Origin of the sequence: Bacillus sp. F19, assembly GCA_023823795.1 — a bacterium.
Lineage (GTDB): Bacteria > Bacillota > Bacilli > Bacillales > Bacillaceae > Bacillus_P.
In genome coordinates this window covers 3,312,616-3,333,855 of the sequence record CP085710.1, presented here as the reverse complement: position 1 = coordinate 3,333,855, position 21,240 = coordinate 3,312,616, and the positions used below count along the sequence as shown (strand labels likewise).

Genomic DNA, 21,240 nt, shown 5'->3' with positions numbered 1-21,240 from the left:
TTATAAAAGTTCTGCCTTGATCCGGAATGCGGACTGGGACAGAGGGATGAACAACCGGCTGGATACGATGAGTATAATCCTTCTTCCTATTTGAAGAAGGTTTTTTCATGTCTTTTCGGTTACGAAATTCCTCTGCAATTAATGGGAGGGGAAAAAATGAAAACAAGATTAGATTTTATGAAAATGAAGCAGCAGCATGAACCGATTGTGATGCTAACAGCATACGATTTTCCTTCAGCTAAGCTTGCAGAAGAGTCTGGAGTGGATATGATTTTAGTCGGTGATTCCCTTGGCATGGTTGTACTCGGTTATGATTCTACAGTGCCGGTTACAGTAAGCGATATGATTCATCACACAAAGGCTGTCAAAAGAGGCGCGCCATCTACTTTCATTGTGACAGATATGCCTTTTATGTCTTATCACTTTTCAAAAGAGCAATCTTTAAAAAATGCAGCTGAAATTATGCAGCAAAGCGGGGCACATGCTGTAAAGGTTGAAGGCGCTGATGATGTGCTGCCAATCATTGAAGCGCTTACAACAGCAGGGGTGCCTGTCGTTGCCCATTTAGGGCTTACTCCGCAGTCAGTTGGTGTACTTGGCGGTTATAAGGTACAGGCGAAAGATGCAGAAAGTGCAAAAAAATTAATTCATGACTCAAAACAGTGCGAAGAAGCAGGCGCAATTGCTTTAGTGCTTGAATGTGTACCAAGGCAGCTCGCTTCAGAAATTTCAAATAGATTAAATATACCTGTCATCGGAATCGGTGCAGGAGCAGAAACAGATGGACAAGTGCTTGTTTATCATGATGTACTGGGATACGGTGTGAACCGTGTGCCGAAATTTGTTAAGCAATACACAAACATCGGAGGTCAAATAAAAACTTCTTTGAATGAATACGTTCAAGAGGTAAAAAGCAGACAATTTCCTGAACAAAAACATACCTTCACGATGAAGGATGATGAACTTCAGTCCTTATATGGAGGTACGCAAGCTAAATGAAAATCATTACCACGATAAAAGAACTGCAGCAGACAATGAAAGACCATAAGAAATCACAGCAGACGATTGGCTTTGTCCCAACCATGGGCTTTCTTCATGAAGGACATTTGAAATTAATACACGAAGCAAGAAGCCAGAATGAGATCCTGATTATCAGCATTTTCGTAAATCCTCTTCAATTTGGAGAGAATGAGGATTTTGATTCCTATCCGAGAAATTTGGAGAGGGATTCACAGCTTGCAAAAGAGGCGGGGGCAGATTATATCTTTGCCCCATCAGTTAACGAAATGTACAAAAATGAGCCTTCCGTTACAGTAAGAGTGGAAAAGCGGACTGACGTTTTATGCGGAAAATCAAGAGCTGGCCACTTTGACGGAGTAGCAACTGTGCTAACTAAGCTATTTAACCTGGTCGGTCCTGACCGCGCATATTTCGGAATGAAGGATGCCCAGCAGGTAGCTGTTGTCAGCGGGCTCATTTCAGACTTTCATTTCCCTGTTGAGCTCGTTCCGATTCAGACAGTAAGGGAAGAAGATGGCCTTGCGAAAAGCTCCCGCAACGTTTTTTTAACTGAAGAAGAAAGAAAACAGGCCCCGAATCTTTATAAAGCCCTGCAGACAGGAAAAGATATGATGCTTAAAGGGGAAAAATCAACGTCAGCGGTCATTGAATCGGTGTCATCCTATTTGTCCGCTCATACAGCTGGCGTGATTGATTATGTCGAGATCTATTCTTATCCTGAACTTGAGGCTTTGGCGGAATTGAAGGGGAAGATTATCCTTGCAATTGCTGTCAGATTTACAAAAGCAAGGCTAATTGATAATATTACAATCGAATTAAATGATAACGAATGAAATTTTTTTAGATAGAGAACAGCAGTGGAGGAGATTTTAATGTTCCGTACAATGATGAAGGGAAAAATTCATCGTGCAAGAGTCACAGAAGCAAACTTGAATTATGTCGGCAGCATCACAATTGATGAAGATATTCTGGATGCCGTTGATATGCTTCCGAATGAAAAAGTTCAAATCGTCAACAACAATAATGGCGCACGATTTGAAACATATATCATCCCTGGTCCGCGAGGGTCTGGTGTTGTTTGCCTGAACGGGGCAGCAGCAAGGCTTGTTCAAGAAGATGATGTTGTTATTATTATTTCGTATGCAATGGTAGCTGAGGAAAAAGTTCATGATCATAAACCTAAGGTTGCCATCATGAATGAAAAAAATCAGATTGTCGAGCTCCTCGGTCAGGAGCCTGCGGCAACCATCCTATAAAAATTTTTAAAAATCCCCCGATTGTTTGGGGGATTTTGCTTTATAAGTGGTAAAATAACGTTATTGGTTTTTCGATTAATTGAGGTGTATCAAAATGAAACAAAGATTTGTTGTAATAGATGTTGAAACGACTGGAAATTCTCCAAAGAAAGGGGATCGTATTATTCAGCTTGCAGCCGTAGTGATTGATAACGGCAAGGTGGCAGAGCGTTTTTCAAGCTTTGTCAATCCGCTGAAGCCAATTCCTCTTTTTATTGAGCAATTAACCGGTATTTCAAATGAAATGGTAAAGGATGCAGCCCCGTTTGAAGAAATTGCTGAAAGAGTCTCTGCTCTTTTAAGTGATGCTTATTTCGTGGCGCATAACGTTCATTTTGATCTTTCCTTTATACAAGAAGAACTCGAACGCAGCGGGATGCAGAGATTTACTGGACCTGTGCTTGACACAGTTGAGCTCTCAAGAATTGTTTTTCCGGGAGCAGACAGCTATAAATTGTCTGAGCTGTGCGAAGAGCTGAACATCAGGCATGACAATCCCCATCGTGCCGACAGCGATGCAGAGGTAACTGGGGAGCTGTTTATTCATATTCTAAAAAAATTAGCATGGCTGCCTCCAGCCACTCTTCAAGCGCTGAAGCGTTTATCACGCTCGTTTATCAGCGATATTGAAGATGTACTGGAAGATATCATATCTGAGAGGCTGCTTAATCTTAGTGAACCTGAGCATATTGAAGTCTTTCGCTCAATTGCAATTAAAAAACATTCCAAACAAGCTCATGATCATGATAGCCGGCTTACAGAGGATTTTCAGGCCTTTTCAAATCGGCTGATGAGCAGAAACGGCCCAATTGCAGGACAATTTCAGCAGTATGAAATGCGGGCTGAGCAAGTGAAAATGATGCAGGAAATTTATGAGTCCTTTCAATCTCATCAGCATGCGTTAATAGAAGCGGGTACAGGAACCGGAAAAACGCTTGCCTATTTAATCCCGGTCATTTATTACGCAATATCTGAAAGAAAAAGTGTATTAGTCAGTACATATACAACCGCTTTGCAGCAGCAGGTTATGGCAAAAGAATTTCCAATGCTCCGAAAAGCCATTGAACAGCCCTTCCATATGACGGTTCTTAAAGGCAAGTCCCATTATTTATGCCTGCGCAAATTCGAAAAATACCTGCATGAAGATGATTACAACTACGATAATATTTTAACGAAAGCACAGCTCTTAATATGGCTGACCGAAACAGAGACAGGGGACTTTGATGAACTGAATTTGCCTTCTGGGGGGAAATTGCTCTGGCAAAGACTTCATTATGATGAGAAATCATCAAATTCAGATAAAAATCCCTGGCTTTCACGCTGCTTTTTCAAAAGAGCATATGAAAACGCCAAAAAAGCAGATGTTGTGATAACCAATCATTCTCTTTTGCTTTCAAGCATCTCATCTTCAAGTCCTTTACTTGATGATGTAGAGGAAGTGATCATTGATGAAGCACATCATTTTGAGAGAATCGCTTGCGAACATTTAGGCACAAGAATGCACTATTTAACCCTGCAGGCTTTAACAAATCAGCTTGGAAACCTGTATACAAACGGCTTGCTTCGAAGAACACAGGATCTTTTTTCGAAGAATGGGTTAAATGATACCTTTCTTGAGATGGATGTCATCGTAAAACAGCTCGTAGAAGACAATGGGGTGCTGTTCAGCACCCTGCACAGCTATGTCCTTCAAAATGAAAAAGAAGTGCAAACGAACAGGATCACTCACCGTTTTAAACATAACCAAAAGCAGAGCAGAAAATGGCTTGCCATTTTAGAGGTGGCAGCAAGAGTGAAATTTCAGCTGCATGATTTAATGAAAATCATGAATAAACAAAAAGAAGATTTTCACAAGATAAATAATGAAGAAGAATCCTTTATTCTTTATGAATATTTTGCCGTACTTGATAAATTCGGGGCTGCATACAAGGATTTGGACACACTTTTTTTCAAAGAACAATTAGAAGCTGTCAAATGGATAGAAATTGAATCAAGGGGAGCTAAAAATGCTGTCAGTGTCTATTCACAGCCCGTTTCTGTATCTGAACAATTGGCAGATGGATTTTTCGCAGAGATGAAAAGCGTAATTCTGACTTCAGCTACCCTGACTGTAGATCATTCATTTGATTACATGATCAGAGAACTTGGTCTTGCGGACTATTATCCGAAGACCTTTATCATAAAATCGCCGTTTGCTTATAAAAAACAGGCAAAATTAATGATTCCTTCAGATTTTCCAGCTGTGCAGCATGTGACCCTTGATGAATACACGGCAGCTATTGCTAAAAATGTTTCAACTATTGCAAAGGCCACAAAAGGAAAGCTGCTCGTATTGTTTACGGCTTATGACATGCTGAAAAAAACACACCTGCTCTTAAAGGCCGATTCCAGCCTGGAAGATTTTATGATCATGGGTCAGGGAGGCGGCAGCATTTCAAAGCTTACAAAGAATTTCCGTCAATTTGATCAGGCTATTCTTCTTGGAACGGGCACTTTTTGGGAAGGCATGGATTTCCCAGGTGATGAACTGACAACTTTGATTATCGTCAGACTTCCTTTTTCTCCGCCCGATGATCCAGTTGTTGCAGCAAAATGCGAACAGATAACAAAGCAGGGGGAAAATGCTTTTTACAACTATTCACTTCCTGAAGCAATCCTGAAATTTAAACAGGGCTTCGGCAGACTTGTCAGGACTGATAGGGATAAAGGACTGCTCTTTGTATTTGATAAACGAATTATTGAAGCGAAGTACGGCAGACACTTTATTGCATCCTTGCCGTCCATAGATGTCCATGTAGAGCCTATGGAGCGCCTTCATAATGAAATTATCCTCTGGAATCATAATGAATGACGGCGTCACGCATTAGCTTGCTCAGGCCCAAAAAATTGTGAAACTTACAAAAAGAGGCATATGAAAAAAAGCCTGTGCGAGCAGCACAGGCAATGGTGTGGGTAGGAGGAAATTTATTTTCACTAATTGATAATGATACTGTTATAATGGGTACATAAAACAACTTCGTGTTGTCTGTATTTGTTATTGTTGCCCTTTGAGGCTGACATATAAGTTACAATTTTTGTTTTTGCATAGGAGGAATAGGTCATGGAAAGTAAAATTGAAATTTTATCAACCGTAACCGTAGAGCACTCAGATGACCTCTATAAAATTGTCGATGGGTTAAATCGGACGTTGAAGAGAGAAAATTTGATGTTTGGGCTTGCACTTGATCAGGATGATAAAAATAAAGCCGTATTTACGATTTACAGAACGTAGGGATTCGAAACATGGGGAAAAAAATAATAATCGGAGCAAGCGTTTTAGCCGTTTTTCTTCTGGTTGCACTAGGAGCCTTTATCAACGTTTATCATGCAGCCATGGCTCAAAAAAACGATGGACATGAAGAAGCTATTGCACGTGCATTGAAGGAAACGGACCTGAAAAATGCCGAAAGTGTTGAAACATTTAATGGCCTTAAACAATATTACGTAATAACAGGCTTGAATAAGAGCAATGAGGCTGTTTACGTATGGGTTCCTGAGGACAGCAAGGAAAAACCTGTGGTGAAGCTTGCAGCTGACGGCATTACAGAAAAAAAAGCGCTGGAAATTGTAAAAGCAGAACAAAATCCTGAAAAAGTGATAAGTGTCAAGCTTGGAATGGAAAAGACCATACCGGTTTGGGAAGTAAAATATATTGACGATCAAAATCGATATACATATGATTTAATAAATTTCAGCAATGGTGAACTAAGAAAGCATATTGCGATTAAAAAATAGGGGGACACATCCATGAAATTAGCCGATAGAGTATCTGCATTAACACCTTCATCCACTTTAGCAATTACAGCAAAAGCAAAAGAGCTTAAAGCCGCCGGTCATGATGTGATTGGACTTGGAGCTGGGGAGCCTGATTTTAATACCCCACAGCATATAATTGATGCAGCTGTTCATTCAATGAATGCAGGGCAGACAAAATATACACCTGCAGGCGGACTTGCAGAGCTGAAAAAAGAAATTATCGGCAAGTTTCAGAAGGACCAGCATCTTACGTATGAACCGGGTGAAATTATCGTCTGCACAGGTGCAAAGCATGCTCTCTACACACTTTTTCAAGTTCTTCTCAATAAAGGGGATGAAGTAATCATTCCTGCTCCTTATTGGGTAAGCTATCCTGAACAAGTCAAGCTTGCAGATGGTGTGCCTGTATATGTTAACGCGCTCGAAGAGAATCAGTTTAAAATGACTCCGGATCAGCTTAAAGATGCAATTACGGATAAAACGAAGGCTGTCATCATTAACTCTCCGAGCAATCCAACAGGAATGCTTTATTCAAAAGAAGAGCTTGAAGTGCTGGGAAGCATCTGCCTTCAGCATAATGTGCTGATTGTTTCAGATGAAATTTATGAAAAATTAATTTATGACGAAAATGCTCATGTATCCATTGCCGAGATTTCTGAGGAATTAAAGCAGCAGACAATCATCATTAACGGTGTTTCAAAATCGCATTCGATGACTGGATGGAGAATAGGGTACGCCGCCGGAAATGAGCAAATCATTAAAGCAATGACAAACCTTGCAAGCCACAGCACATCGAATCCGACTTCAATTGCTCAATATGCATCGATTGCTGCATATGCAGGTTCACAGGAACCGGTGGAAGAGATGAGAAAAGCATTTGAAGAACGCCTGAACATTATTTATGATAAGCTTGTTTCGATTCCTGGAATTACATGCTTAAAGCCTCAGGGAGCTTTTTATCTTTTCCCTAATGCCAAGCTTGCGGCAGAAAATACCGGCTTTGCAAAGGTAGATGACTTTGTAGAAGCATTGCTTGAAAAAGAAAAAGTGGCGATTGTCCCTGGATCCGGTTTTGGAGCACCTGACAATGTAAGGCTTTCATATGCAACTTCTCTTCATACACTAGAAGAAGCTTTAGTCAGAATTGATCGATTTGTAAAAGAAAACAGTGTTCATTGATAAAAGATGAGCCGTCATTTGACGGCTCACATTTATGTTTGAACGAAGCATGCAACAAATGTATAATAGCAACTATATACATATATTTATGATCCGGTTTTTGGAGGGAACAATTTCGTGAAAACAACAATCAAAGAAGTAAGCAAATTTGTAGATAAAGAAGTCACAATTGGCGCCTGGATTGCGAATAAACGTTCAAGCGGCAAAATTGCCTTTTTGCAATTGCGTGACGGCACGGGCTTCATCCAGGGCGTAGTCGTAAAAGCAGAAGTAGATGAAGAAGTATTCCAGACAGCAAAATCAATTACTCAGGAGTCTTCTATCTATGTAACAGGTATTGTCAGAGTGGACGAGCGTTCACCATTCGGATACGAGCTAGGGGTAACGGGCATAGAAGTGATTCACGAGTCTGTGAACTATCCAATTACGCCAAAAGAACATGGCACAGAATTTTTAATGGACCATCGCCATTTATGGCTGCGCTCTAAGCGTCAGCATGCTGTGATGAAGATCAGAAATGAAATCATCCGTGCGACTTATGAGTTCTTCAATAAAGAAGGATTCTCAAAAGTAGATCCGCCTATCTTAACAGGCAGCGCACCTGAAGGAACATCAGAGCTTTTTGCAACTAAATATTTCGATGAAGATGCATATCTATCACAAAGCGGTCAACTTTACATGGAAGCAGCTGCAATGGCACTTGGAAAGGTCTTTTCATTCGGACCGACGTTCCGTGCTGAAAAATCAAAAACTAGACGCCATTTGATTGAATTTTGGATGATCGAGCCTGAGATGGCCTTCTATGAATTCGAAGACAACCTGGTTGTACAGGAGAACTATGTGTCTTATATCGTGCAAAGCGTTCTTGAAAACTGCAGGCTTGAACTGACAACCCTTGGACGTGATACTGCTAAACTCGAACAAATCAAAGCGCCATTCCCTCGAATTTCATACGACGATGCAATCAAATTCTTAAATGAAAAAGGATTTGATGACATTAAATGGGGCGATGATTTTGGTGCACCGCACGAAACAGCTATCGCAGAAAGCTTTGACAAGCCGGTATTTATAACTCATTACCCTACTGCCATTAAACCTTTCTACATGCAGCCTGCTGCAGACCGCGACGATGTCGTGCTTTGCGCAGACTTAATTGCACCAGAAGGATACGGAGAGATCATCGGCGGATCACAGCGTATCCATGATCATGAACTATTAAAGCAGCGCATTGTGGAGCACGATCTATCACCAGAAGCTTATCAGTGGTACCTGCAGCTGCGTGAATTTGGATCTGTTCCGCATTCAGGATTCGGTCTTGGCCTTGAGCGCACAGTTGCATGGATCAGCGGCGTAGAACACGTCCGCGAATCCATTCCATTCCCTCGTTTGCTTAACAGATTATATCCTTAATAATAAATGTGAGTCTCCTTGATAGGAGGCTCACATTTTGTTTATAGACTCGCGGTGACAGGTTTAAATTGCCATATTTTTATATACTTAAGTGCTGAACAGTCGGCTTCGTCTTTTCGTGATGTCTAGCTCCGCCTCCTAACCCCTCGGCCAGAACAAATTCCCCCAAAAAGTCAAACCCGGACTTTTCGGGTGAATTCTTATCTGTCTGTCGGGGCTGAACAGTCGGCTCCGCTTTTCGTGATGTCTAGCTCCACCTCCTAACCCCTCGGCCAGAACAAATTCCCCCAAAAAGTCAAACCCGGACTTTTCGGGTGAATTCTTATCTGTCTGTCGGGGCTGAACAGTCGGCTTCGCTTTTCGTGATGTCTAGCTCCACCTCCTAACCCCTCGGCCAGAACAAATTCCCCCAAAAAGTCAAACCCGGACTTTTCGGGTGAATTCTTATCTGTCTGTCGGGGCTGAACAGTCGGCTCCGCTTTTCGAATTGGAATGAAAGTCCATCACCGTTTTTCTGCTGAGACATGTTATACTATTTTAGGTGAGGTGACTCGTTATGAATAAGGAACATTTTGTAAACATGCAAGAGCAGGGGTCTTTATCTGTTCCTGCAGCATTAATTATGCATTATCATCAATTTGGAATGAAAGAAGAGGAGCTCGTTTTGCTTTTACAAGTAAATCTCCATCTTCAAAATGGAAATCAGTTTCCTACCCCAAGTGAATTATCAAGTCACATGTCCATATCTGTATCTTCATGTACATCCCTTCTCAGAAGCTTGCTGCAAAGAGGATTTTTAGACATCGAGGAGTATGAGCAAGCTTCCATCAAATACGAACGGTACTCTCTGAAACCTCTATGGGGAAAAATATATGAATTTTTGCTGATGAAAGATGAGAAAAAAACAGAAGAAAAGCAGCAGCAGGAAAACGTAAATTTGTATCCTGTATTTGAAAGTGAATTTGGAAGACCTCTTTCACCTTTTGAAGTTGAGACACTTTCGATCTGGATGGATCAGGATTATCATGATCCGATTATCATAAAAGCAGCTTTAAAAGAGGCGGTCATATCGGGTAAACTTAATTTCAGGTATATTGACAGAATTCTATTTGAGTGGAAGAAAAATGGGATCCGGACAATCGATCAGGCAAGAAATTACGGCAAACGATTCCGTCAGCATCAATCCCAGCCTCAGAAGCAAAATCAATCTGATGAAGAATACAAACGAAAAGTGCCGTTTTATAATTGGCTGGAAAGTTAAAATTCAAGGAATGTATTCAAACAATAATTAAACAGGTGATCTCATGCTGAATAAGAAACAAATCAGAGAAGCTCTTGATACAATGGGGGAGCTGTTTCCTGATGCACATTGTGAACTGAATCATAGCAATCCTTTTGAACTTGTCATCGCGGTGGCTCTTTCTGCACAATGTACAGATGTCCTGGTCAATAAAGTGACGAAACAGCTTTTTGAAAAATACAAAACGCCTGAGGATTATTTATCTGTACCCATTGAAGAGCTCCAAAATGATATCAGATCCATTGGTTTATACCGCAACAAAGCTAAAAACATACAAAAACTCTGCACACTCCTTTTAGAAGAATATGGGGGAGTGGTGCCAAAAGACAGAGACGAGCTGACAAAGCTTCCCGGTGTAGGCCGCAAAACAGCAAATGTCGTTGTTTCAGTCGCATTTGGAGTCCCTGCTATTGCCGTTGATACGCATGTAGAAAGAGTCAGCAAGAGACTTGCTATATGCAAATGGAAAGATTCCGTGCTGGAAGTAGAAAAAACACTTATGCGGAAAGTGCCGCAAGAAGAATGGTCGCTTACTCATCATCGACTCATCTTTTTTGGAAGATACCACTGTAAAGCACAGGCTCCTAAATGCACGGAATGTCCGTTGCTTCACATGTGCCGTGAAGGGCAAAAAAGAATGAAAAAGGGAACGGTGCGGAATGCCGCGATTGATTAATTTGCCAGAGGCCTTTATGTATGAGCCGTTTTTTTGCAGGGATGAACACGCTATTCCTTTAAATTCTTCGCCTGCGGTGGAAGAAATCATAAAATGCAATCCTTTTTATTTTGATATTTGTTTTAAAGCAAATGTGCCCATTGATTTTTATCCATGGAAAAACCCTGAATTAAGTATTCCCGTCCTAATAGATGAATGGCATTCAATTCAGGAGTCAATCAAAAGCAGGATCCTTTCAAATGCAAGAAAAGCCGATAAAGCGGAGATGATCAAGGGGATCTCAATCCTGATCTGCCTGATTCATTGGAGCAATGAAAGCCCCGTAAATGATCTTGATATAAAATCTGATGATTTCTCAGCTTTTTCGGTGAAGCCAATAAATGCGTCTGAAAGACTGATGTATGTCCTATTAAAACCGGAACAGTATCATTCTTTTGTTCAGCTCAATCAGCTTATTGAAGAAATGCTTAAGCAGTATTATAAAAATAGGGCAATGAGAAGCAGGGAAAAATAAACGCAAGAATCATCATTGATTCTTGCGTTTTTATTTTTTTTGGAAAGGAATGTAATCAACATAATTAGTGATATTTTTATTATTTTCGAAAAGAACTATTTATTAGCGGAAACCAATCATTTTTTCTCAACAGAAAATTGTCAATAAAACGCACCAGACAAAAATCCCCTCTGCCTAAGCAGAGGGGTTCAAAGTATTATCCGTTGTCGCCGTTTGGATCACCATTACCATTCCCGTTGCCAGGAGGATTTGTTGGAGGAACTGGAACGATCGGGGTGCTTGGTTCTTGAGGTGTTTCACCTTCACCAGGCTGTCCTTCGTCCTCACCGCCGCCAGCATCTCCTTCGCCAGGAGGCAGTTCACCTTCGCCAGGGGGCAGTTCACCTTCGCCAGGAGGCAGTTCACCTTCGCCAGGCAATTCTTCACCAGGAAGCTCCTCACCAGGAGGCAGTTCACCTTCACCTTCACCTTCACCTTCACCTGGTTCTTCTTCAGGCTCCTCTGGTTCAACAGGCTCTTCTATGATAGCTTCAGGAATCTGTAAAACAGCAGCAGCAGAATCACTGCGGTTAGAGTTGTCATCATCGCTTACTGCCGTTACCTGGAACTTATAAGTCGAACCTGGAACAGCATTAGGGATAACCATACTTGTATCTTTTGTTTTATTGATTACTTGTGAAGGACTATCGTCCACAGATTGGCTGATTTCAAATGATACAGCGTCTCTTAATTCATCTTTATAGTCCCAGCTGAGTGTAATTTGATTGCTTGTTTGATCATAATCCACTTTGAAGCCGGATGGTTTAGCAAGACGTTTATAATGCTCTGACACCTTTGTAGGTTCTGTTCCTTTTACAAAGTACTCGCTGATTTTTTTGCTGTCAGGAGTATATTTGCTTGCTAACTTCGGCGGGTTAGAACCATTTTCAACCGTTACTTTAACGACGGAATTCGGTTTTTTGAAGTCTTTTTCTTCACCGCTTGAAACCTCTGAAATTACTTCTTTAAAGATTTTTTTTGCAACCTGCTGATCTGTTTTCGTTAAGTGCATTTTTTCATCGTTTTTCATATATCCAGTCCATACTGCTGCTGAATATTCTGGTGTAAATCCAACAAACCAGCTGTCTTTCGCTCCGCCGGAAGGTACGTTGTATTTTTGTTTGTCTTCTTCAGAAAAGTTCGTTGTTCCTGTTTTTCCTGCCACAGTAACACCAGGTACCCGGGCAGCTGTACCTGTACCTTCTTCTACAACAGAGATCATCATATCAGTTGTCATGTAAGCTGTATAATCGCTCATGGCAGTTTCCGGCTCAGGAGACAGATCTATTTCTGTGCCGTCGCTTAAAACAACTTTTGTTACTGCGTGAGGCTCTGTGTAAATACCGTTATTTCCGAATGCAGCAAAGGCTCCTGCCATATGAAGAGGGGAGACACCAGTATCAAATCCGCCTATCGAATAAGCTTCCGGTATTTCCTCTTCCAGCGGGATGCCAAGTCCTGCTGCAAAGTCACGTGCTTTATCCGGTCCTACCGCCTGCATGGCTTTAAGAGCAGGAATATTACGGGACTCTGCAAGTGCATCACGTATGGACATTTGTCCTTTAAAGCTTCTGTCAAAGTTATTGATTTTGACTCCATTTGAGTAAGAATAAGGTTCGTCCTTAATTTGTTCGTACGTTGACCATTTTAAGTATTCGATTGCAGGACCATAATCAAGCACTGGCTTAATAGTTGAACCTGGTTGTCTTCTTGTGTCAATCGCATAGTTAAAGTCTCCGACATTCTGGTTCCGGCCTCCGCCAATTGCGCGGATTTCGCCGGTTTCAGTATCAATGAGGGTAACACCGGCCTGGAAGTTGTCATCTGGATAGCTGATTTCACTGCCATTGAGCAATTCTTCTACATATTTTTGAGCATCTGTATCAATCGTTGTATAGATTTTTGCACCCGCTGAACTTACATCAATATCCGTTTTATCTTTCACTTCTTCAATAACTTGTTCCACATACGCGCTGTAAGGATTCGATTTTTCCTTCTCTGGAACGAGCGTTGACTGCACAGGCACTTTCTTAGCTTCTTCTGCTTCTTGTTCTGTAACGAACCCTTGCTTCACCATTAAGTTAAGGACGATATTTCGTCTTTTTTCTGCTGCTTCAGGATTTTTTCTAGGATCAAAATTCGTCGGGCTTTGCGGAATGCCTGCAAGCATCGCTGCTTCATGAAGTTCAAGATCCTTTAATTCTTTTCCGTAAAATCCTTCTGCAGCTTTCCCTACACCGTAGTATTGAGGGTGGTAATAGATTTTGTTTAAATACATTTCGAGAATCTCATGCTTAGAATACTTTTGCTCTAATTGAATAGCGAGCCATAGCTCCTGTATTTTTCTTTTAATGGTTTTCTCATGTGTGAAAAAGGAATTTTTAATAACCTGCTGAGTGATGGTACTTCCGCCCTGTGAGCCGAAACCCTGTGTAATGTTGGCTACAACAGCACCGCCGAGACGGATGACATCCACACCGCTATGCTCGTAAAAACGGGCGTCCTCAGTCGCAAGTACAGCTTCTTCTAATTTTTTGGGAATATCATTATAAGAAATATAGGTGCGTTTTTGGGCTCCTACTTCTGAAATTTCATTCCCTTCTTTATCATAGATTGTTGAAGAGTAGGAATCCTTTAATTTTTTCTCATCAAGCTTCGGAGCCCCTGCAGCAATCACTGCAAAAGTAACACCGCCTGCGATCATGCCGATCAGGCAGATGGAAACTAAAATGAACATGATGCGTTTAAAGAGAGAGCCCCGTTCTGGTTTATTCGGTTTATTGTTTTTGCTTTTACTTGTTTGTGCTAACGCTTTTCTGCGTTCTTCACGGCTATTATATTGATCTGACATTACTTTTTCCAACCTTTCATTTTACAAAATCCGCTTCGCTAAAGGATTAGAGAAAATATAGTTTTTCCAATACTTTAATATAATCAATTCTGGGCTGATAGCCAAGCGGAATGGGGTGGGATGTTAATTCAATTTCTTTTTTTGTGATTGATTTTCTTCCGCCGTTTTCTTTTCTCTCCCAAAATTCAAGAAGGATGGCTGCTTCCATCAGATAAAATGTTTGGAAGGCAGAGAGAATGACAAAAGATAATCCCCCCTGATCAAGCACCATTTTCATATGCCTGATCTGATGTTCATGGAAGTTTTGAAGCGGAAAAGAAGTGGAGCTCCTGGTTTCTTTAGCTTCAAAATCAATATACTTTCCCTTATAAACACCGTTGTAGTCCGTTGTAGATGACTGTTTGAAATAAGCTTCGCGGATGACAGCGGCACTCCGATTAGGGAAATCAACATTTACTATTTGAACAGGGGTAGGCTTTTTATGGATGACAGCGATGCCTCTGTCTAAATAATAACGGTTTGTCTCATTCAAATCTTCCTCAAGCGTCATCCCTCTGTTGCTGTATGTTTCTTTCGGCTGGCGCTGTTTAGGCGGAGCAGTTCCCGGGTTATACGTTTTTCCGTTAGGATAACGAAAAATCATTTCTTCCCTCCTCAGGTAAAACTACTACTATCATATCAAAAAAAATGAAAAAGACATGGTGAAAAAGTTTCGATTTTGTTAACGCTATGTGTACTTCAGCCTCAATCAGGAGAGTCTATAAGAAGTGAGGTGATCGTATGCACAGCGATAAAGATTTGCCATCGAATCAAAGAACAATGGAGGAAAATAATATTATAGCACTAATAAAGAATACGACATTAAAAAAAAATTACGACAACATTTCGAGAACTGAAAGCTACCACAGCTATTATAAAAGGAATCCTGAAATAAGATGGGCATTTCTAGCAAGCATGGTATCACGAAATGCCGGCTACTGTATGACGGATTTAAAAGGTACTTGGTTTCAAAAAATGATAAATAAAAAAATGATAAAAGCATTGTTTCTGACTTATGAGGATGCAAACTGGCTTATTTTCTCCGATGCATATCCCCAGCTCATGCTGTATGAGATTTCAAAACAAAAAGGTCATCCTCTTTTTCACTTGCTTGATGAATTCCATGTTTCTCCGTTTATGAAAAGAGAATGGCAGATGTTTTGGAGAAAAAAAAACATAGAACATTTAATGACCTCGCTGATTATTAACGAACAGCATTTAATTCAGAAGCCGATTATTGAAAAAGCTATTTTTAAGAGAAAGGTCTTTCATGCACCTCTTTTTTTATTTCAGGACTTCTTTCATTTTAGCACAGTCGTTTTCCCTACTATAGAAGGCAGATTATTCGGTTTTTCTGTTTATGATTTTAAAAAACTGAAAAGCCGCATCAAACTCGGGAGGTCTTTATCGTGGCTGCTTTTTCACCCGGATTATTATCAGGGGTTTATGGACTATTCAGAACGGACAGTCCATACAGGGTCCAGATATGATTATGAAAAATACTTAAATGATGGAAGAAAAAGAGAAACACCCTATTTAAGAACATCCTATCCGGTGATCTCCCACCAATTAGACGTAAAAGAAAGAAATTGGTTTCATGGCCAGTCAATGAAAAAATGGTACGGACCTCTGCCGTCACCAAAAGAATTCGACATGACAGAGTGGCTAATAAACAAGCAAAATCAGATGCATGCATTTTCTTTGTTAAAAGAATACATGCACAATAAAGGAAAAAGAAGTAAGGATTAATCGATCCTTGCTTTCTTTTCTTAAGCAAGTTTAGTTAGACAGTCAGTTCCGCTGTTATACATTGTCCAGCTTTACCTCCCAGCCCCTCGGCCAGAACAAATTCCCTCAGGAAATTCAAACCCGGACTTTTCGTGTGAATTCTTATCTGTCTGTCGGAGCTAAACGGGCGATTCCGCTTTTCTATGTCCAGCTCCATCGCCCAACTCCTCGGCCAGAACGGCTCATCCAGCAAAGGCAAAAAGCGCCTTTACTGGCTGATCCTTATCTGTCATGCCTGAGCTAAACGGGCGATTCCGCTTTTCTATGTCGAAGGACGGTTTGGCCCTCCAAGCTTTTTATCCAGGTCATTTTTTGATGGTGCCTGAGATTGTTTTTGCTGTTTCTTTTTCGTTTCTTTTGCCATGATGCCACCTCCTATCAATATTGTTTGCACGCAGATTGATTTCATGCAGAATGTCGCATTAGAGGATGTCGAAAATTAAGCTTTATCCAATATTTTCTTCTTTCTTTGCCGAATACGAACTAGTTTTGTCACCCTTGAAGGGAGGAAGGTAAAGCTTCTCGAATAGTACCTGTAGATTGAAAGGAGGAGTCAGCGTGGAGCACCTCATACCTAAGATGGTTGTTGAAAAGTTATTGATGGAATTAGATGAAGAGATGACGAAATTAGAACTTGCCATACAAAAAAGAGTAACAGAAACGATATGCCAGAGTGAAGAAGAACTATATAAGAACATGGAAGGCGCTGTTTTGCATTTAACCGAAGCAAGCCAGTTCTTGAATGATGATGGGACAAGGGAGGACACGAACTCCAGAGTTCAGCCGAGATATCGATTAAGTTACTAATGCCCAGCAGATGATGGAATTTCCTGTTCATGTTTGGTAAGATACCCCAGAGAGGCGGTGTCAGAGCATGAATACCAAAATTCTGAAAAACTCAAATAAGCTCCTTCATATAACAGGCGAATGTGTCAGCCGATTTGAAAATGATGCAAAAAAAAAGGATGAGGTTGATTTCTTTAATGAAGTAAAGCCTGCGTTTGAAGAGGCGATGGCTATTATGAATGAGTGGAAAGAAGATGTCTTGACATGGAGGATCACGGCAAGACCAAAATATTTATTTCCAGCTCAAATTGACTCTACAGTAGAAAATTTCGAACAGCTTGTGCTGCAGTCTTTTTATAAGGAGTCAAAACCAATTCGATTCAAAAACATGAAACAGTCCATAGACTATGTGATTGAGCAAGTAATTGCACACATTCAGATGAAGAGCTCCTAATTGAAGAGGAGCTTTTTTTTGTTATCAAAAAGCAATAAACCGGCTAAACTTGAGCCGGCCTAACCGATCTATTCATCAATTTCACGAGCTTCCTGAAAGGTGACAGCACGGTTTCCTTCACTTGCAACAGGTTCAATTGCATATTCGACATCTTTAGAATGTTTTGCAGCGACGGGCTGTCCTTTTTTTGAAATCGTTATATCCTGCCCTTTTTTCTTATGATTGAAATCTTTGCCTCTTCCCATATTGAAAACCTCCAAGTATTTGATTTAAGAGTCCTTCATAATATGGTTTCATTCAGCAGGATTATGTATTTTAAAAGAAAAAACAGAGAAGGAATCGCCTCTCTGTTTAAGAAAATAATGGCTATATTTTTACTTCCTGTCCGGGATTAGATGTTTCAGACGTTTCAAGCAGCATGACGGCGGTTCGGTACTCGCTGATGGATAATTCCTCTTTGATGTACTTGGTTTTAATAAAATTCAGGAGCTCGATCATGCTTTTTGGTTCAAATTGCTTCGCTTCAAAAAATGCTGTTTTTATGCTTTGCAAATTCATCTTGTATCTCCTCCCATTCCCCTTTCTAATATCGTAACATGTCATTTTTTTATATTAATTTTTTGTAAAATTTAAACTTCCGACAAGAGTTGACATATTTTTTCGTTTTGAAGTACAAGCACGGACGCTCTTTTTTCTGCATACCTATGAAATAGCCTAATGTATCTGAAAGGGGTATGAATCATGTATTCAGCCGAAGCAAATTCATTTAAAAACCGCAGAAGGAAAAGAGAAGCAAGAATTAGCTATTACTATCCATACGAAGGATATCCGCCATTTGAAAGCCCGACATATTTACCTCAGGTTCAACATAATTATCAACAAATGCAGCAAAATCCAGGATACTTTCAGCAAGGTCAAATGCCGCCTTATATGAATGGCTATCAAGCTCAAGGATTTCCAGCGCAGCAGCCGCAGACTATCCCGCAAGCCATGTATGCCAATCCTTATCCGAAGCCTGTGCCAAATCCTAAAAATCAGGCAGGAGGAATTTCAACTGTTATGTCCCAATTTAAAAAACCGGACGGACAAATGGACTTCAATAAGGTGATGGATACTGCGGGGCAGATGATGGGTGCTGTGAACCAGATGAGTTCCCTCGTAAAAGGTGTTACATCAATGTTTAAGGTATAAAAAGGATTTCATGCATGAAGGAAGAAGTGAAAAGAGGTGTTCAAATTGGTGACAGGCGCACTTTCAAACGTGTTTGATCAAATCAGTGTTCATCCTCAACTAGTTATTGTTGTACCAGCTTTGATGATTTTAGGATATGCCTTAAAAAGGACTCCTAATGTTCAAGATTGGATGATTATCTGGATTTTGCTGGGCGCGGGCATCATCGCAAGCATTTTTACACTTGGTTTTTCCGTAAGCAGCATTGCAAATGGATTTATTGCTGCAGGTGCAGCAATTACAACTCATCAGGCATATAAACAATCAGTGGTCGAAAGAAATGATGAACAAAACAAAAACGCGTGAAAATCAGCACGCGTTTTTGTTTTGTTATGAATCTTTGTGATCTGATGCATATTTAAGAGCCAGAAGCCGTTTTACCTCCTGATAAGACAGGCCTGACTGTGCATTCAGCTGTTTCACTTTTTCAATATCAGTATTGCTGTATTGCTTTGTATTTGAAAATCCAGACTCATTCATTTTTAGCACCTCTACAGCAGTTCTTCATAAACTTCATTGAGCTGATCAACACGCACATAATCCTGTTCACCCATTGCGTGCTTAATCTCATGAGGCAGCATCTTATTTAAAAAAGACTGTTCTTTTTCAGATAATTCACGGGCAAAATGTTTTTCGTCATCATAGTCTTGTTGAGTCAGCTTTTGATATAAATGCCTGCTTACTTCATGATCATCCAGATAATTGGAAAGTACCTCGCGCAAATAGCTTAATGATTTATCCATCTTCAACGGTCCTCAAAGTACTTTTTCACTTTTTCCTTATCGCTGCCGGTAAAATAGGGATTCTCTTCAGCAGAGGTTGAAGAGTCCAGATTTGTCTTAATCACAAGCTTTGGGGAATCTGAAGGTTCTGCGCTTATTCTTTTTGTATGTTCATTTTTCATGTATTGCACCTCCTGCCTATAGTTTCTTATAGGTGAGGCATAATTATAGTGTTAATTTTTGGATGGGGGATAAGATTCTCCAATAGGTATTGAAATCAGCAGACAGCTGTTTTTATAAGTTGTGTATAATTGATTTTTATCGGGGGCAAAAGGCAATAATACTGTTTTAGAGATGTGCTCGCATGTCTGGGAAACGCTCGAACCTCCTGTGTGATGGATGTTGATTTCTTCCTGATGGGTGATGGTGATGGTTAAATAGCATTCATACAGTTCAATGCGGGTTTGATCCTTTTTTATTCCCGGAAGCTCCGCTTTAACAAAATAATGGCCGTTTTCTTCGTACTGAGAAATTTTCAGATAGGATGCGTTCGCCTTTTTCTGAAACATTTTTTCAAATTCAATTAAATGATGTTCAAAAGAGCTGTCGCCAAAAAAATGTCCTGCGAGCTCATAAAAAGGATTTTGTTTTTTCTTATTCATTTTTATGCTCTCCCCGTTCTTTTAGGCTAAATTATGCAAGAAGCAGTGAATTGGTTGCTTGATTCAAGCTTTTTGTGATTAAATAATGAGGATTAAGATGGGGACGGGCTTAGGGAAGCGTTTAAATTCAGGGGTACAGGATATTTCTAATAATAGAAACGAAAGCAGAAAAGGAGAATGAACATGCTGAAAAAATTATTTGGAAAAAAGACTGAAAAGCAAACAGAAGAAACGGTTTACGCACCTCTAACAGGAAGATTACTTAACCTTGAAGATGTACCGGATCCGGTCTTTTCTCAAAAAATGATGGGTGACGGGATGGCAATTGAACCTTCTGAAGGTATCCTTGTATCTCCGGTTGAAGGAGAAATCATTCAGCTTTTTCACACAAAACATGCGATTGGAATTAAAAGCCTGACTGGCATGGAAATTTTGCTTCATATCGGACTTGAAACGGTTGCGATGAACGGGGAAGGCTTTGAAGCTTTTGTGAAAGAGGGCGATAAAGTAAAACCTGGAGATAAATTAATTACGTTTGATCTGAATTTAATTAAAGAAAAAGCAGCGAGCACCATAACACCAATCATCATCACAAACGGCGATATTATAGTAAATGTGCAAAAATCTCCATTAGGCGAGGTTAAAGGCGGCTCGGATAAAGTGTTTGAAATAAAAGTTAAATAACGAAATGCATAAAGCGGGCAGCTGCCTGCTTTTTTTATTGGCAGAGTAACAGAATGGATTTCATTGGTTCACAATTGAACGGAATACATAATAAAAGTCATGGAATTCATTCTTAGGCAACCGCTCCCCAAACCTCAGACAGCTCCTATTTCTCAAAAAACCTCACCAAAATTTCCAATAATTAATTATGGGTTGTTCCACTTAAAAACGAACGTTTATTCTGTTAAAATGAATGAAGAGGTGAGGCGAATGAGAAGAAAGCAGTCATTAGCAGAAATCCTGAACCAAAAGCTGATATTTCCAATTTCATTGGAGAGGTTCGTGAAACACGTTTTTCAGAAGGTTTGGCGTGCAAATTAAGAATTTAAAAAACTTGGCATTATCAACCAAGCTTTTATCGGAACTTGTAAATATAAATCTTTTCTGCAAAAAAGCATACAATCAGACCGATAATTAGTGGAACCAACGAACCAGCTGAAATGAAGTAGCCGTTTCCGTTCACTGTATATTCGTGATGGAACATTAACCAAGGAATAGTAAACATATGACCAACCAGGTAAAGCATTCCTGTCGTCAATACAAAGGAACCAAAGGTAACTATGAAGCTCTTTAATTTCATCTAAACACCTCCTAATTAGGATATTAACAGACGTATCAGTTATTACCAATATTATACAATTTATTTTTCTAATAGCAACAATCTTTTAGAAAAGAGCCAAAAATAAAGACCTGGCAGACGGGGCGAACCCCTGCCAGGTCTTACTTTTTCCTCTTTTACCCAGACTTCGGTCTGGGC

The 21,240-nt window shown here is 40.2% G+C and carries 27 protein-coding genes; 17 read left to right on the top strand and 10 right to left on the bottom strand.

Annotated features, from left to right (window positions below):
• Positions 1 to 156 precede the first annotated feature (156 nt).
• From panB to LIT25_16990, 11 genes are all read left to right on the top strand, one after another.
• A complete protein-coding gene (gene panB, locus LIT25_17040) occupies positions 157 to 999 on the top strand; it encodes a 3-methyl-2-oxobutanoate hydroxymethyltransferase (GenBank protein ID USK32298.1) in 843 nt (280 codons plus the stop codon).
• Positions 996 to 1,853, top strand: coding sequence for a pantoate--beta-alanine ligase (panC, locus tag LIT25_17035; protein USK32297.1), 858 nt, complete (start codon positions 996 to 998; stop codon positions 1,851 to 1,853). Before panB ends, panC begins: the two co-directional genes overlap by 4 nt.
• Positions 1,854 to 1,892: 39 nt before the next feature.
• A complete protein-coding gene (panD, locus tag LIT25_17030; GenBank protein ID USK32296.1) occupies positions 1,893 to 2,276 on the top strand; it encodes an aspartate 1-decarboxylase in 384 nt (127 codons plus the stop codon).
• A gap of 94 nt (positions 2,277 to 2,370) precedes the next feature.
• The gene (gene dinG, locus LIT25_17025; GenBank protein USK32295.1) at positions 2,371 to 5,166 is read left to right on the top strand and encodes an ATP-dependent DNA helicase DinG; all 2,796 of its coding nucleotides are present in this window, start codon (positions 2,371 to 2,373) and stop codon (positions 5,164 to 5,166) included.
• 249 nt (positions 5,167 to 5,415) lie between these two features.
• Positions 5,416 to 5,586, top strand: coding sequence for a YpmA family protein (locus LIT25_17020; GenBank protein ID USK32294.1), 171 nt, complete (start codon positions 5,416 to 5,418; stop codon positions 5,584 to 5,586).
• Between the two features lie 11 nt (positions 5,587 to 5,597).
• Positions 5,598 to 6,089, top strand: a complete 492-nt coding sequence (locus tag LIT25_17015; GenBank protein USK32293.1) for a DUF5590 domain-containing protein — start codon at positions 5,598 to 5,600, stop codon at positions 6,087 to 6,089.
• A gap of 12 nt (positions 6,090 to 6,101) precedes the next feature.
• Positions 6,102 to 7,289, top strand: coding sequence for a pyridoxal phosphate-dependent aminotransferase (locus tag LIT25_17010; GenBank protein ID USK32292.1), 1,188 nt, complete (start codon positions 6,102 to 6,104; stop codon positions 7,287 to 7,289).
• A gap of 117 nt (positions 7,290 to 7,406) precedes the next feature.
• Complete coding sequence (gene asnS / locus LIT25_17005) at positions 7,407 to 8,699, top strand: asparagine--tRNA ligase (GenBank protein USK32291.1); 1,293 nt, start codon at positions 7,407 to 7,409, stop codon at positions 8,697 to 8,699.
• A gap of 556 nt (positions 8,700 to 9,255) precedes the next feature.
• Positions 9,256 to 9,960, top strand: coding sequence for a DnaD domain-containing protein (locus tag LIT25_17000; protein ID USK32290.1), 705 nt, complete (start codon positions 9,256 to 9,258; stop codon positions 9,958 to 9,960).
• 43 nt (positions 9,961 to 10,003) lie between these two features.
• Positions 10,004 to 10,675 carry an endonuclease III gene (gene nth, locus LIT25_16995; protein USK32289.1) on the top strand — a complete coding sequence of 224 codons (672 nt, stop codon included), beginning with the start codon at positions 10,004 to 10,006 and terminating at the stop codon, positions 10,673 to 10,675.
• Positions 10,659 to 11,189, top strand: coding sequence for a hypothetical protein (locus LIT25_16990; protein ID USK32288.1), 531 nt, complete (start codon positions 10,659 to 10,661; stop codon positions 11,187 to 11,189). Before nth ends, LIT25_16990 begins: the two co-directional genes overlap by 17 nt.
• A 196-nt stretch (positions 11,190 to 11,385) precedes the next feature.
• On the opposite strand, the gene LIT25_16985 is transcribed toward LIT25_16990, so the two are convergent.
• Together LIT25_16985 and recU are read right to left on the bottom strand one after the other, a co-directional pair.
• A complete protein-coding gene (locus LIT25_16985) occupies positions 11,386 to 14,079 on the bottom strand; it encodes a PBP1A family penicillin-binding protein (protein ID USK32287.1) in 2,694 nt (897 codons plus the stop codon).
• Positions 14,080 to 14,125: 46 nt separating this feature from the next.
• On the bottom strand, positions 14,126 to 14,722 hold the full coding sequence (gene recU / locus LIT25_16980; protein ID USK32286.1) for a Holliday junction resolvase RecU: 597 nt from the start codon (positions 14,720 to 14,722) through the stop codon (positions 14,126 to 14,128).
• A gap of 137 nt (positions 14,723 to 14,859) precedes the next feature.
• Between recU and LIT25_16975 the strand changes: the two genes are divergently transcribed.
• Positions 14,860 to 15,867 (top strand): DUF2515 domain-containing protein, encoded by a 1,008-nt coding sequence (locus LIT25_16975; GenBank protein USK32285.1) that lies wholly within the window; start codon positions 14,860 to 14,862, stop codon positions 15,865 to 15,867.
• Between the two features lie 301 nt (positions 15,868 to 16,168).
• Here LIT25_16975 and LIT25_16970 read toward each other — a convergent pair whose 3' ends face one another.
• Entirely contained in the window at positions 16,169 to 16,270 is a 102-nt protein-coding gene (locus tag LIT25_16970) for a spore protein (protein USK32284.1), read from the bottom strand.
• Positions 16,271 to 16,464: 194 nt separating this feature from the next.
• On the opposite strand from LIT25_16970, the gene LIT25_16965 reads away from it, so the two are divergent.
• Both LIT25_16965 and LIT25_16960 read left to right on the top strand, forming a co-directional pair.
• On the top strand, positions 16,465 to 16,713 hold the full coding sequence (locus LIT25_16965; GenBank protein USK32283.1) for a hypothetical protein: 249 nt from the start codon (positions 16,465 to 16,467) through the stop codon (positions 16,711 to 16,713).
• Positions 16,714 to 16,780: 67 nt separating this feature from the next.
• Positions 16,781 to 17,146: a YppE family protein gene (locus tag LIT25_16960; GenBank protein USK32282.1), complete on the top strand. Its 366-nt coding sequence runs from the start codon at positions 16,781 to 16,783 to the stop codon at positions 17,144 to 17,146.
• Positions 17,147 to 17,214: 68 nt separating this feature from the next.
• Here the strand turns inward: LIT25_16960 and LIT25_16955 are convergent, their stop codons facing one another.
• Complete coding sequence (locus LIT25_16955; protein ID USK32281.1) at positions 17,215 to 17,391, bottom strand: hypothetical protein; 177 nt, start codon at positions 17,389 to 17,391, stop codon at positions 17,215 to 17,217.
• Positions 17,392 to 17,512: 121 nt separating this feature from the next.
• Positions 17,513 to 17,704: a YppF family protein gene (locus LIT25_16950; protein USK32280.1), complete on the bottom strand. Its 192-nt coding sequence runs from the start codon at positions 17,702 to 17,704 to the stop codon at positions 17,513 to 17,515.
• A 183-nt stretch (positions 17,705 to 17,887) separates the two neighbouring features.
• Here LIT25_16950 and LIT25_16945 point away from each other — a divergent pair, with 183 nt between their 5' ends.
• Both LIT25_16945 and LIT25_16940 read left to right on the top strand, forming a co-directional pair.
• Positions 17,888 to 18,337: a YppG family protein gene (locus tag LIT25_16945; protein ID USK32279.1), complete on the top strand. Its 450-nt coding sequence runs from the start codon at positions 17,888 to 17,890 to the stop codon at positions 18,335 to 18,337.
• A gap of 36 nt (positions 18,338 to 18,373) precedes the next feature.
• The gene (locus LIT25_16940; GenBank protein USK32278.1) at positions 18,374 to 18,682 is read left to right on the top strand and encodes a phage holin family protein; all 309 of its coding nucleotides are present in this window, start codon (positions 18,374 to 18,376) and stop codon (positions 18,680 to 18,682) included.
• 24 nt (positions 18,683 to 18,706) lie between these two features.
• Here the strand turns inward: LIT25_16940 and LIT25_16935 are convergent, their stop codons facing one another.
• Genes LIT25_16935 through LIT25_16920 form a run of 4 tightly spaced genes read right to left on the bottom strand, consistent with a single transcriptional unit; the run spans position 18,707 to position 19,760 of the window.
• Positions 18,707 to 18,856 (bottom strand): hypothetical protein, encoded by a 150-nt coding sequence (locus tag LIT25_16935; GenBank protein ID USK32277.1) that lies wholly within the window; start codon positions 18,854 to 18,856, stop codon positions 18,707 to 18,709.
• 11 nt (positions 18,857 to 18,867) lie between these two features.
• Entirely contained in the window at positions 18,868 to 19,119 is a 252-nt protein-coding gene (locus LIT25_16930; GenBank protein ID USK32276.1) for a sigma-G-dependent sporulation-specific acid-soluble spore protein CsgA, read from the bottom strand.
• A 2-nt stretch (positions 19,120 to 19,121) separates the two neighbouring features.
• A complete protein-coding gene (locus LIT25_16925) occupies positions 19,122 to 19,280 on the bottom strand; it encodes a hypothetical protein (GenBank protein USK32275.1) in 159 nt (52 codons plus the stop codon).
• Between the two features lie 51 nt (positions 19,281 to 19,331).
• Positions 19,332 to 19,760: an Hsp20 family protein gene (locus LIT25_16920; GenBank protein ID USK32274.1), complete on the bottom strand. Its 429-nt coding sequence runs from the start codon at positions 19,758 to 19,760 to the stop codon at positions 19,332 to 19,334.
• Between the two features lie 183 nt (positions 19,761 to 19,943).
• Here LIT25_16920 and LIT25_16915 point away from each other — a divergent pair, with 183 nt between their 5' ends.
• Positions 19,944 to 20,444, top strand: a complete 501-nt coding sequence (locus LIT25_16915; GenBank protein ID USK32273.1) for a PTS glucose transporter subunit IIA — start codon at positions 19,944 to 19,946, stop codon at positions 20,442 to 20,444.
• Between the two features lie 394 nt (positions 20,445 to 20,838).
• Here LIT25_16915 and LIT25_16910 read toward each other — a convergent pair whose 3' ends face one another.
• Complete coding sequence (locus LIT25_16910) at positions 20,839 to 21,063, bottom strand: hypothetical protein (GenBank protein ID USK32272.1); 225 nt, start codon at positions 21,061 to 21,063, stop codon at positions 20,839 to 20,841.
• Positions 21,064 to 21,240 lie beyond the last annotated feature (177 nt).